This window comes from Limosilactobacillus alvi, assembly GCF_016900115.1.
Classification (GTDB): domain Bacteria; phylum Bacillota; class Bacilli; order Lactobacillales; family Lactobacillaceae; genus Limosilactobacillus; species Limosilactobacillus alvi.
Map to the genome: position 1 here is coordinate 1 of NZ_JACJJQ010000011.1, position 13,546 is coordinate 13,546.

The following is a 13,546-nucleotide window of genomic DNA, read 5'->3' on the forward strand; positions in this document are numbered from 1 at the left end:
CAAAAATAAATTAAGCGAATTGACTTCGCAAATGTTTTGCCTCGATCATCAAGATCAAGGACCCTACACATTTGATTCGTCGAAACTTTATTCAGTTTTCAAAGGTCTACCGAATTGCTTGGAAAGTTAATCCCTAGCGCTTAATTATTATATCATCTGGTTTAGAAGATGTCAAGAACTTTTTCTAAATTATTTTTGAAGCTCTTAATTACTAAGCTCATCAGCAACTCTTACATGTTATCAAACTATCAACTCTTTGTCAACTACTTTTTTTAACTAACTTTTGTTGATCAGCAGTGAATTTAATTAACTGCCGTGACAACGATATCTAATATACAGGGTTCCCTAGCCTCTGTCAACAAAATTTCGAAATTAATTTTCAATTTTTTATCTCCGAATTTTAACTTTATTCAATTTCTAAATCGTCGCTGAATCGCTAACTTTATTTCTGTTTTTCCGATGAATCACCCGGCTTTAATATTTAGGATGATGGGTATCAACATGCCGATTTCAAAGTAAAATTTGCAGATACTTTTTACAATTTCCATTTAATTTAAATCTCGTTTCTAACTTCAGCAAATAAAAAAGCCCAGGGTAGTTTCAAAACTACTCTGAGCTTAGCAATTATTACTTCTTTGGCCGCATGGTTGGGAAGAGTAAGACATCCCGAATCGACTTAGCATCAGTCAAGAGCATGACTAACCGGTCAATTCCAACCCCGAGTCCCCCCGTAGGCGGCATTCCGTATTCGAGGGCCTCCACGAAGTCTTCATCGATTGGTTGGTATTCATCATTTCCTTGAGCATGTTCTTCGGCTTGCTTTTCAAACCGTTGCCGTTGATCAATTGGGTCGTTTAATTCACTGAAGGCGTTAGCAAATTCACTACCTAAAATATAAAGTTCAAATCGGTCAGTAAACCGTGAATCTTGTTCGTTAACTTTAGCCAATGGTGAAATTTCAACTGGGTGCCCATAAATAAAGACTGGTTCTTGGAGTTGGTCTTGGACCTTTTCTTCAAAGAAGGCGTTGATAATGTGGCCAACCTTCCACCAATCTTCATATTCAATTCCATTTTCGTCAGCAAGCTTCTTAGCGTCATCGTCTGACATCGGTTCCCAGAAATCAATCCCGGTGTACTTCTTAATTGCATCAACCATGTGCATCCGGGCAAATGGCTTGGTAAAGTCCATTTCATGCCCTTGATAAGTAAACTTAAGGTTCGGGTGAACAGCCTTAGTAGCTGCCTTGACGATCCCTTCCGTTTCTTCCATCACATCATTGAAGTCAAAGTACGCAGCATACGTTTCCATCGTATCAAACTCAGGATTGTGGCGCAGATCCATCCCCTCGTTCCGGAAAATCCGTCCTAGTTCATAAACCCGTTCCATTCCCCCAACAATCAACCGCTTCAACCGTAATTCGGTCGCAATCCGCATGTACATATCGATATCAAGGGCGTTATGGTGCGTAATAAATGGCCGGGCTTCAGCACCAGAAGCCACATTTTCTAAAATTGGGGTTTCTACTTCCGTAAAATCATTGTCATCCATGTACCGCCGAATGGCCTTGATGATTTTAGTCCGGTTTTGGAAACGTTCAAAGCTTTCCCGGTTGGTAATTAAGTCCAGGTAACGTTGCCGGTAAACCAATTCAGGGTCTTGAAGACCATGGTACTTATCTGGTAATGGCCGCAATGCCTTCGTTAAGAAGGTGATTTCAGAGGCCCGGACAGTCAATTCACCAACTTTGGTCTTAATAACATCCCCCCGGATCCCCCAGAAGTCACCAATATCAGATTCCTTAAAAAGCTTATAGGCTTCTTCGCCAACCCGGTCTTGCCGAATGTAGAACTGAATCCGCCCACCACGGTCAAGCAGGTCACCAAAGCTAGCCTTACCGCTTCCCCGCTTAGCAATCATCCGTCCAGCGATCGTAACCATGTTACCCTGTTCAAGTAAGAGCTCGCCACTGAGTTCGCCATACTTAGCGCGGATATCCGTTGAAATATCATGGTCAGGAACAAACCGGTGGCCAAATGGCGCAACACCAGCATCCCGCAAAGCTTGCATCTTTTCTCGACGAACGATCATCTGGTCGTTCAATTTTTCTTCTGCCATCTTAAAGTGATCCTCCTCTACTGTGCTCGGCGCATCTGATTTCTTTGCTCCAAGCTTCCAATAAATTCATCAAAAATATCGTTAACTTCTTGTTGGGTCTTGGCTTCCATGACCTTAACCTTGGTCCGGGCTGACCGCGGGATTCCCTTTAGGTAATATGCTGCTTGACCGCGGAATTCAGGAACCGCATTGTGCTCTCCTTTAAGCTCAATCAGCCGGGCTAGGTGGTCCTTAGCTGTTTGCAACTTTTCCGCTGGGGTAGCTTCTGGTAATAATTCGCCCGTTTCAAGGTAATGAACCGTTTGGGTTAACATCCAAGGATTTCCCATGGCAGCTCGGCCAATCATAATTGCATCAGCGCCAGTATAATCCAATACATACTTGGCATCTTCAGCTGAGCGGATATCGCCGTTTGCCATAAATGGAATCGTCAACTGGCTGGCAACTTCTTTTAAGATATCCCAATCGGCATGACCAGAATACATTTGTTTCCTAGTCCGGCCATGCATTGCTAAAGCAGCAGCTCCCGCCTTTTCAGCTGCCAGGGCGTTTTCAACGGCATAAATATGCTTGTCATCCCAACCAGTCCGCATCTTAACCGTAACTGGCTTTTTAACAGCGTCCACCACATAGGCAACCATTTCGTAAACTTTCTTTGGATCAAGTAACCACCGAGAACCCGCATCAATATTAACGACCTTGTTAACTGGGCATCCCATATTAATATCGATCACATCGGCGTCGGTATTTTGATCAATAAACTTGGCCCCTTCGACTAAGGTTTCCTTGGTTCCCCCAAAAATTTGAATTCCCATTGGGTGTTCTGATGGATCAACCCCCGTCATAGAAAGGGTCTTCTTATTTTTGTACATGATCCCCCGGTCAGAAATCATTTCACAAACGACGTATCCAGCGCCAAATTTTTTACAGATGACCCGAAAGGCCTTATTGGTTACCCCAGCCATGGGTGCAACAACAACCTGGTTTGGGATTTTAACATCCCCGATTTGCCATTCCATCTTTTTCCCCCTTTATGCCCAAATAATGATTAATTTTCAGGTTCGACTTTTATATACACAATGACTAACTTACCATTTTTTTCTAATAATGACCAGTCTCGTTTTTATTTCTGCTTCTTTTGTATATCTTGATACTTTAGCATGCCTTTTAATTCAGCTTCACTGAACTGGTATTTCTTCCCACAGAATTGGCAAACAGCTTCTGCTCCATGATCTTCATCAATCATCGCCTGAATTTCATCCGGGCGTAAGGTTGCAAGTGCCCGGGTAAAACGATCCTTGGAACAATTACACTTAAATTGTACCGGCATCGTTTGATGAAGCTTTAATTCTTGATCCTTAAAAATCATCCTTAAGATCTCTTCTGGCGTTTTACCATCTCGCAATAACTCTGAAACCAATGGAAGATCCTTAATCGAAGCTTCAAGTTGGGTTAAGGCCTCATCGGTCGCGCCAGGTAAAGCTTGAATCAAAAATCCCCCCGCAACGTCAATTGAATCGTCTTGATTAACAAAAACCGAAAGGCCCATCGCGGATGGAATTTGCTCTGATTGCGCTAAATAGTAAGTGAAATCTTCACCAAGCTCACCCGAAACCAGGTTTACTTCGCCGGTATATGGCGTTTTATCAGTTGGCGCCATCTTGGTGACAGACAATACCCCCGTCGTCCCAACGGCTCCCTTCACATCAATTTTACCTTGCTTGTTAAGTGGCAAGTTCACGTGGGATTGCTTTACGTAACCACGGACATCCCCATTGGCCTTTCCATCACAAACAATAAAGCCGACTGGACCGTTTCCTTGGATCTTAACCGTTAAATGACCATCGCCTTGCAGACCAGAAGTTGCTAATAGAATTGTCCCAACTAAGCTCCGGCCGAGGGCTGCTGAGGCTGCTGACCACGTATCATGAATTTCATGGGCATCTTCAACAACTTGACTAGCCCGAACCGCATAAGCTCGGAACATCCCGTTCATCGCCGTTCCCTTTACCAAATAATCCTTTGTCATTTATTTGCTCCCTTTCTTTTTCTCGTACCTTTAAGCATACCAATTCCCTAATGGAAGGGCAACTCAACGGTACAAGCGATAATAAAAAAGAGACTGGAGTATTGCTCCAATCTCTTTTTGGCTAATCTTCATCTGAACTCGAATCACTATTAGCTGAAGAACTAGCTGATTCATCCGTTTCCGAACTAGGGGTTGCAGATGCCTTTGGTTCTTCACTAGCTGACGTTTGCTTTGGCTTAGGTTGATCCGCCGCTGAATTAGCCAGTTGCTCAACTGAATCTGCCGTTTGAGCTTCATCATTAGCTTCTTCGGCCGCAGTTGCCCGGGCGTTTTCCCGCCGTTCAAGTTCTCGCTTGGATTCTTCAAAAGTTTGGGCGCGGTGTTCTTCTTCCGCCACTTCAACATCCTTTTCTGGCATCTTTCCCGTCTTGTAAAGACTAAGAATTTGCTTTTCATCCAAGGTTTCGTACTCAAGTAAGGCTTCTGCAATGATCCGGTGTTGTTCCCGGTGAGTCTCAATAATGTGCAAGGCTTCTTCATGCCCTTCATTCAAGATCCGGCGAACTTCTTCATCGATTAAAGCCGCTGTCCGTTCAGAATATGGTGATTGGCCAAATTCTTGGCCAGTAAAGACCGCCCCGGAAGATTGTAATTCAACCGGTCCAATCTTTTCAGACATCCCATACTGGGTAACCATGGCCCGCGCAATCTGAGTTGCTTGTTCAAAGTCGTTTGAGGCCCCAGAAGATTGGGACTTGAAGATTAATTCTTCGGCAGCCCGACCACCCATCAAACCAGCAATTTGTTCTTGGGCATTCTTCTTTGACATCAGCATTTGATCTTCTTTTGGCAACATAATTGCATAACCGCCGGCCCGGCCCCGGGGAACAATCGTAACCTTGTGAACAACCCGGGCATCGTTAAGTACCAGCCCAACGATCGTGTGACCAGCCTCATGGTAGGCCACCGTCCGCCGTTCTTGCTTTGAAATGACCCGATCCCGCTTAGCTGGACCAGCAATTACCCGATCTTCGGCTTCATCAACGTCAGCGGCGTCAATTTCAGTCTTATTCCGCCGAGCAGCCAGCAAGGCCGCTTCGTTTAAGAGGTTAGCAAGGTCCGCCCCAACGAAACCAGGCGTTTGTTTAGCGATTTCCTTTAAGTCAACATCGCTAGCCAATGGCTTATTCTTGGCATGAACCCGCAGAATAGCTTCCCGGCCTCGCACATCAGGCCGACCGACAAGAATCTTCCGATCAAACCGTCCTGGCCGTAGTAAGGCTGGGTCTAAGACATCTGCCCGGTTAGTAGCAGCCATTACAATGACCCCTTCATCACCTTGGAACCCGTCCATTTCGACCAAAAGTTGGTTTAAGGTTTGCTCACGTTCATCATGACCGCCCCCCATACCATTACCACGTCGCCGACCAACGGCATCAATTTCATCGATAAAGATGATCGCTGGAGCAGTCTTCTTAGCTTGTTCAAAGAGATCCCGGACCCGGCTAGCCCCGACCCCAACAAACATTTCAACGAAGTCAGAACCAGAAATGGAGAAGAATGGAACCCCAGCTTCCCCGGCAACGGCCCGAGCAAGTAAGGTCTTCCCAGTTCCAGGAGGTCCTTCAAGCAATACCCCAGATGGAATCTTTGCGCCTAACTTCATAAATTTCTTTGGGTTCTTCAAGAACTCAACGACTTCGACCAATTCCTGTTTTTCTTCTTCTTCCCCAGCAACGTCAGAGAAGCGAACCTTGTTTTCCTTGGCATCGGCAGGCTTGGCCTTGGATTTACCAAAGCTCATCACCCCACGTCCACCGCCACCTTGGCCGGCTTGACCCATCATCATGTAGAAGAAGAAAATCATGATTACCAATGGCAAGATCATCGTCAAGAGGTTAGCCCAAAAGCCATTACTTTCCTCTGGTTTTGTCGTGACCTTTACCTTATCATGATCAGCATATTTTTGGAGTTGGCCCATCGTAACTTCACTTTGAAGCACCGAACTTTGGAAGTTCTTAGTGGTCCCACTTGCTTGACTAGCAAAGGAGAAACCACCCTTATCACTGCTACTTACCGATTGAGCTTTTCGATAAGTCCCAGTAATCTTGTAAACGCCCCCGTTTGGTTGCACCGTAAAGTCCTTGACCTTATTATCCTTTAATTCAGTAATGAACTCACTTTGGGAGACTTCCTTTGTTTGACCAGAATGCGTGCTACCCCCGAAAAAGTAGTACGCAATCCCCATAATACAAAGGAAAATTACTGAGTAAAAAAGGACGTTATGAGTGAACCCGTTGTTTTTCCGATTGTTGTTCATAACAACCTCCTCATCCAACGGCTATCTGCCATTCATAATGGCCTTAATATACCACACTTGACTAACATTGACCATTAATTTAAACAACAAATGTTAGTCTTGTAAAATTACTTGCTGTAAACAGCTGGCTTCAAAATCCCAACATACGGTAAGTTCCGGTAAAAACCATCGTAATCAAGTCCATACCCAACTAAAAATTCGTTTGGCACAGTAAAGCCGGCATAATCAGCTTCAACTGTTACGGCTTCATCACGCCCGTCTGGTTTATCAAGCATGGTGGCAACCTTAATTGACTTAGCACCCCGTTTTTTTAATAAATCAACTAAGAATTGAAGCGTCCGTCCGGAATCAATGATATCTTCACAAATTAAAATATCTTTTCCCTTAACATCCGACTTTAGATCGCGGACTAATTCAACTCGACCAGATGATTCGGTTCCCCCAAAATAACTTGAAACATCGATAAAATCTAAAGTGGTATAAACATCCAACTTTTCCAGTAAGTCAACCGTAAATAAAATTGCTCCGGTTAAAACTGAAATTACCACTGGTTGCTTGTCAGCATAGTCATTTTCAATTTGCTTTGCTATTTCAGCAATCCGGCTTTGAATTTGGCTTTCACTATACAAGACACGCTCAATATCGTTATTCATGATTTTCTACCTTTCTTTGAAAGAATCGTAACTGTTGCCATCCGTTAGTTTGTTTTGGCCAATCCCACCAAGCAGTTTTATAACCAATTAACCACCAAACCCGACCAGACTGATCAACTAAAACTTTAGCTTTTTGCCGTTGATCAACGGGAACTTTTTGATTAATAAAAATTCGCCGTACCGTCTGAAATCCCCCATTTTTCAACCGGAGACGGTCTGTGAGTTTAGCCGGCCGGATCATCAACGGTAAATCACTTGGACGAAGCCAGACCGTTGCCACTAAATGATTAAGTGGTAAATCCGTTTGCCGATTGGCACTAATTAAAATTGCTCGGCTTGAATTTACAGTTTGCCAATGAGCAAATTTTACCATATTTTGCCCCGAATCATTCGGCTTTTGATTCAATTTATCCAAATTTTCCAAATAAAGCAAATGGTAGTTCCGAATTAACCGCCATTTTCCTGGCAAAGCGAAAGTTTGGTTCGGTAATTCTCCTGGTTGGAGCCGGCGTTGAAGTTGTACCAAGGCCGTCCACTTATAATTTACGATTCCATTTTGATGGAGCCATGTTTGTAACAATAACCGCTGGGTAGCCGCTGAAGATTGCCACCATAAGCGCAAATCAAGCCCCTTTTCACTAACTAATGACTGTAATTGAGTTTGCAGCTGGGTTTGCGCAAAAGTTAACCAGTCTTGCAATTGAGCTGCAGTCTGACCAAGATCCGAAATAATTTGGGGATTTTCGGTGGCAAGCTCTGGTAGATATTGATGGCGATACCGATTACGAGTAATTGATAAATCCTGATTCGTCTCATCTTCATACCACTTAACCCCGTGAGTTTTAGCATAGTTAATTAAGATCACTTTGGGAATGGTCAACAAAGGACGGATCAGATCACCACTTGCGAAGGGCCGTTGAGGACGGAGCCCAGCTAATTGGTGGAGATCACCACCGCGAACTAGTTTCATCAAAACTGTTTCGGCTTGATCATTTGCATGATGGGCAGTTAATAAAATTTTAGCCTTGGTTTCAGACATAATCGTAGCAAAAAATTGATACCGCGCCTGACGAGCTGCTGCTTCAAGACCATTTTTAGGATGATCTTGCCACTGCATCACTCGCAAGGTTAGCTGGTGTGCTTGGCAATATTGGCGGAGATATCGCTCTTCAATTTGACTTTGTGATCGCAAGTGGTGGTTAACATGGGCGACAATCAAACGTTCCTTCGGCACCAAATTTTGGACTAGGGTTAATAGCACCATCGAATCAACCCCGGTTGAAGTTGCCACAACGATTGGAGTTGAGGTAGTAAAAAAGCGACTCCCTTCAAGGTGCCGCTTAATTACCATTTCTAAATTCGTTACCATTAGCTTCGCCGACCACCACGGCCACCCCGTTTACCATCGGTTTGCCGCTTCAAAATGGAAAGCCGGGACTCACTTTCCTTCATAAAGGAAGCTAACATACTGTTAAAGTCATCGTTTTGATGGTGACTTGCGTGGGGCTTAAAGCCCGCTTGTGAACGTGGCTGGGAATTTGTAGTTTCCCGGCGAAAATGTTCACGCCGTTCATGTCCCCGACTGCCTTCATGGTAATTGTGCCGACCTTCCTGTTCGCCATGCCTTGAACGAGCTGGCCGTTCTTCAACCGCCTTCATTGAAAGGGCAATCTTTCCATCTGGGGCAACCTTAACAACTTTTGCGGTAACTTCATCCCCAACTGCCAAGACATCATGGATATCCTTAACAAATGAGTTTGAAATCTGACTGATATGCACTAATCCCGTTTGATTATCATCTAAATCTACAAACGCTCCAAAGTTAGTAATTCCTGAAATCTTTCCAGAAACCTTAGCGCCTTCTTCAACTGCCATGAACAGTAAATCCTCCTCAATAATTGTGGTAGCACCTAGAAAGAAGGCTTTCTCTGATAGCGCTCTGCGCACTAAATCTTACTTCCTAGCCGAAACCCTTAAAAATCCTTAAATTCATTGTAGTTGAGTATACCATACTCACTACTTAATTTGATCGCTTTACTTAACAAAGTTGTAGATAATTTCGCCTTTCTTAGCGTAGTTATACTTTGAGCGCAGTAACTCTTGTAAGTAAGTTGGATCTTTTAATAACTTTTGTTTTTGCGTTAATTCTTTATTTTGCACCTGCTTTTTTTGCAACGTTACCTTAGCGGATTTGATTTGGCTATCAACTTGACTGATTTGACGATGCGTTGACCATAACTGAATCCCCAAGGTAGTTGCAATCACCAAAAATATGCCCAGGATTACGCTTGCTCGTCGGATATGAACTCGTTTGCGCTCTTCACGTTGAATTTGTGCCAGCTGACCAACGGCCCGAGTATATTCGTTATCTAACTTTGTTACCCGTTTATTTACCACGACCCATACTCCTTTCGACTAATCACTTCTAATCGTAAGTATGACACACGATACTAGATAATGTCTAGCCGACATCCAAAATTAAATTCATTTTTTATTCAGTAATTTTTAATGGGAATCTCAATTACCAGGTAAGGCGCATGGAACCTCTAAACGGCTTTGAACTTGGCTTGTTTATCATCGCAAAATTTTCGGCAAAGCCTTCTTAATCATCAAACGTCTCCGCATACTCTTCGGAAAGGATGGTGTACATGGCGTCGGCGTCGGCCTTCTTAGTAGTTTCTTCAATCCGATCAATCCGGACCTTTTCAGTTTTATTGCCAAATTTGATGGTTAAAACATCCCCAATAGCCACCTTCGAAGCCGATTTGGCTTCCCGATCGTTTACCAAAATTCGCCCTTGATCGGCAATTTTCTTAGCGATCGTCCGCCGTTTAATAATTCGCGAAACCTTTAAGAATTTATCTAATCGCATCTTTTTCACCTTTCTTTTGTTCCATTATGATCACTTTTAAGTTTTCCACAAAGGTAATTAGTTGTTTCAACCAATCCGCTTGCGTCATCCGGGGCTGAATTACCAAGCGGATCGTTAGTCGCCCAACTTCATCTTCCCCCATTGTGGCTTTAAAACGAGTTTTTGATAGGGCCTGAATGATTTCTGGTGCCGTTAATTGATGAGAAGCTGCTGTTGTTAACCGGATCAAAAGGTTATCTTTTTGCCGGTGAATATAATCCAACCGGGCAAGATCAGCGTCAAGTTTTAATTCCGCTACCTGTAAGAGGGTTGCCACGGCCGCAGGATAATCACCATAGCGATCAATTAAATCACCCGTAAGCTCCGTTAATTCCTTGGTGGAGTTAATGTTTCGTAAGGCTTTATATAGTTCAATCTTTTGACGTTGATCCTGGATATAAGTTGATGGAAAATAAGCTTCTACGCCCAATTCTAGTTCGGCATCGGAAAGTTTTGGTTTAGCTTTTCCCTGCTTTTTCGCTACCGCATCCGCTAACATCGTTGAATACAAGTCATACCCAACGGAATCGATAAAGCCATGTTGTTGTTTTCCTAGCAAACTACCAGCCCCACGAATGGAAAGATCCCGCATGGCAATCTTAAAACCGCTCCCTAACTCAGTAAAATCACGAATCGCCGCTAAGCGCTTCTCCCCAAGTTCAGTTAAAACCTTATTTGGCTGATACATAAAGTAAGCGTAGGCGACCCGATTGCTCCGACCTATTCGACCCCGAATTTGGTATAACTGAGCCAATCCCATATGATCGGCATTCTCAACAAAGAGGGTATTAACGTTGGGAATATCTACCCCAGTTTCAATAATCGAAGTCGTAACCAGAACATCATATTCACCCCGAATAAAGTCGTATAAGACTCCCTCCAGTTGAACCTCTGTCATTTGACCGTGAATATAGCCAATCCGCGCCTCAGGAACCAAATCTTGGAGCTGAGCAACGGTTCGTTCAATATCACTCACCCGGTTGTGTAAGTAATAAACCTGACCTCCCCGTTGCATTTCCCGCCGAATACCGGCTTGAATTGCTCCGCCATTTTGTTCTAAAACGTAGGTCTGAATTGGATAACGTCCATCCGGTGGAGTTTCCAAAACCGAAAGATCCCGGACACCAAGCATCGACATGTGCAAGGTCCGAGGAATTGGCGTTGCCGTTAAGGTTAAGACATCAACATTAGTTTTAAGTTGCTTTAATCGTTCCTTATGTTTGACTCCAAACCGTTGCTCTTCATCAATGATTAATAAACCAAGATCTTTAAAATGGACATCTTTTGAGAGAATCCGGTGGGTCCCGACAACTACGTCAACCGTTCCATCGGCCAATCCTTCTTCAGTCGCCTTTAGCTCTGCCCGGGTTTTAAACCGTGACATCATAGCAATCTTAACTGGGAACCCTTCAAAGCGGTCGGTTAAGGTGTCAAAGTGTTGTTGGGCAAGAATCGTGGTTGGAACTAAAAAGGCAACTTGTTTACCACCAGTAACCGCCTTAAAAATTGCGCGCATCGCAACTTCGGTTTTTCCATAGCCAACATCCCCCACCAACAACCGGTCCATTGGCTTAGCCTTCTCCATGTCAGTTTTAATTTCATCAATACTTTGTAATTGGTCTGGTGTTTCGGCATATGGAAAATTATCATCAAATTTCGCTTGCAGATAATCATCGGGTGGGAAGGCAAAGCCCTTGGCAACCTTACGCTGAGCGTACAGATCCACTAATTCATCCGCAATATCTTCAACCTTTGCGGCTACCCGGTGCTTGGTTTTGGCCCATTCACTCCCACCTAAGCGGTTAATCCGTGGTTGTTTTCCTTCTGCGGCTACATACTTTTGGACCAGGTTTAATTGGGTAACGGGGACAAAAATTTGGGCATGGTCCCGGTAGTCGATCACGATATAATCTTGATGGACACCATCAACTTCCATCGTCTTGATCCCTGCAAATATTCCAATCCCATGATTAACATGGACCACAAAATCACCAGGCTTCAAATCGGTATACGACTTAATTCGTTCCGCATTTGATAAACGTTGGGCCCGTACTCGCCGTTTTTTTAACTGGGCAAATAATTCACTTTCAGTAATTACCACTAGTTCAGCCGGCGGAAGTTCAAAGCCATTATTTAAGCTTCCAGCCACTAGCTGTAGTTGATGAGGCTTTAATTCCGTCACCGTTGTTTCAAGGGTGCTTAACCCAAACGATGTCAGGTCAGTTGCTACTTTTCGCCGGCGTTGTTCATTTGCCGTTAAAATTACCACCGTTTCCCCTTGGTCAAGATAGCGATGAAGTTCATTTTTAAGCAAATCAACCTGGCCAAAGAAACGTTGCATTTCCCGGGCGTGGAGATCTAAGAGTTGACTAAATTGGAAATTACCTAACCCCTTTTTAAACCGGGCTAAGTACAACTGAGCATGGTGATCACTAGTTAAATTGGCAATGATTTGCGGGCCAATTAGTTTTTCACCGATCGGCCGATCAGCCTGCCAATTATTTTGATCTAAGACTAAGGTTTTCTCTTGCTCCTTAATGCGGCTCAGATCGTCAATTACTAAGCTTCCTGATTTTGGTAAGTATGCTAACAGATTAGTTGCCTTTGGAAAAATATTATCGGCATAACCAAGGGCCGTTTCCGGTACATGACCATGCTTTAATTCTTCAATCAAAGCTTGATAATCATGTTGGACTGAATTCGACTCTGCTAACGTTGATTCTAGCGTGGCTAGCTCTTCTTTTAAGCGTTTTGCGGCTGCCAAACAAGCTTGCTGATCCAAAACTAACTCGGTCGCCGGTAAAATTTCGGCTTCTTCAATATTTTGAACACTCCGCTGGCTATCAGCTTCAAAATAACGAAGTGAATCAACCTCGGTATCAAACAAGTCAATTCGCACCGGGTATGGGGTGTTAAGGGCATAAATATCAATAATCGATCCCCGAACCGCAAAATCTCCCGGAGCCATGACCATTTTTTGGCGCACATACCCCATCAGTGACAACCGTTCAATCGTTGCTGTTAAGTCTAAATCGTCACCAACGGCAACCCGAAGCGTCGCTTGATTAAAGGTGGTTGGTTGCGGTAACGGACGCATTAAACCAGCAGTAGGGGCAACGATAATTGCTGGTTGTTCAGCCTGCAAAGCATGGAGGGCCATTACCCGCGCTAATCGGTAATTTGGCGAGCTAACTGCCATCGCCATTGCTAAACTCTCTTCTGCTGGGAATGAATATACCATCGTTTCTGGCAGTAAGTTATTTAAATCATTAACCAACTCTTCCATATGGAAAAGACTATCAACCAATACCAATTGTGGGCCAGGTAATTCTTTTTGAAGATTTGCTAGCAAGAGGGTTTTTGCGGAACCAGCAATTCCCGTTACTAATTGCCGATGTCGCTTATTAATTTCTACCTTTATTTTCTCGATTTGCGGAACTTGATTTAAGTAATCGGTTAACTCCATTCATCCCACCACCTAACTTTTTTAACCTGCTCTAGGTTAAGTTCTACGC

10 protein-coding genes are annotated in these 13,546 nt (G+C 43.8%); all 10 read right to left on the reverse strand.

Going from position 1 to position 13,546, the window contains the following annotated elements:
* Positions 1–627: 627 nt before the first annotated feature.
* Positions 628–2,118, reverse strand: coding sequence for a lysine--tRNA ligase (gene lysS, locus H5993_RS03430; RefSeq protein ID WP_180871427.1), 1,491 nt, complete (start codon positions 2,116–2,118; stop codon positions 628–630).
* 17 nt (positions 2,119–2,135) lie between these two features.
* Entirely contained in the window at positions 2,136–3,137 is a 1,002-nt protein-coding gene (gene dusB / locus H5993_RS03435) for a tRNA dihydrouridine synthase DusB (protein WP_204776237.1), read from the reverse strand.
* Positions 3,138–3,241: 104 nt separating this feature from the next.
* Entirely contained in the window at positions 3,242–4,147 is a 906-nt protein-coding gene (gene hslO / locus H5993_RS03440) for an Hsp33 family molecular chaperone HslO (protein ID WP_204776238.1), read from the reverse strand.
* A gap of 121 nt (positions 4,148–4,268) precedes the next feature.
* Positions 4,269–6,467, reverse strand: coding sequence for an ATP-dependent zinc metalloprotease FtsH (gene ftsH, locus H5993_RS03445; RefSeq protein ID WP_204776239.1), 2,199 nt, complete (start codon positions 6,465–6,467; stop codon positions 4,269–4,271).
* Positions 6,468–6,574: 107 nt separating this feature from the next.
* Positions 6,575–7,120, reverse strand: coding sequence for a hypoxanthine phosphoribosyltransferase (gene hpt / locus H5993_RS03450; protein ID WP_204776240.1), 546 nt, complete (start codon positions 7,118–7,120; stop codon positions 6,575–6,577).
* Positions 7,113–8,489, reverse strand: a complete 1,377-nt coding sequence (gene tilS, locus H5993_RS03455; RefSeq protein WP_204776241.1) for a tRNA lysidine(34) synthetase TilS — start codon at positions 8,487–8,489, stop codon at positions 7,113–7,115. Before tilS ends, hpt begins: the two co-directional genes overlap by 8 nt.
* The gene (locus H5993_RS03460; protein WP_204776242.1) at positions 8,489–8,995 is read right to left on the reverse strand and encodes a S1 RNA-binding domain-containing protein; all 507 of its coding nucleotides are present in this window, start codon (positions 8,993–8,995) and stop codon (positions 8,489–8,491) included. Before H5993_RS03460 ends, tilS begins: the two co-directional genes overlap by 1 nt.
* A 159-nt stretch (positions 8,996–9,154) precedes the next feature.
* On the reverse strand, positions 9,155–9,517 hold the full coding sequence (locus H5993_RS09645; protein WP_180871420.1) for an FtsB family cell division protein: 363 nt from the start codon (positions 9,515–9,517) through the stop codon (positions 9,155–9,157).
* Positions 9,518–9,722: 205 nt separating this feature from the next.
* On the reverse strand, positions 9,723–9,992 hold the full coding sequence (locus tag H5993_RS03470) for an RNA-binding S4 domain-containing protein (RefSeq protein WP_180871419.1): 270 nt from the start codon (positions 9,990–9,992) through the stop codon (positions 9,723–9,725).
* Entirely contained in the window at positions 9,979–13,497 is a 3,519-nt protein-coding gene (mfd, locus tag H5993_RS03475; RefSeq protein WP_204776243.1) for a transcription-repair coupling factor, read from the reverse strand. Before mfd ends, H5993_RS03470 begins: the two co-directional genes overlap by 14 nt.
* Positions 13,498–13,546 lie beyond the last annotated feature (49 nt).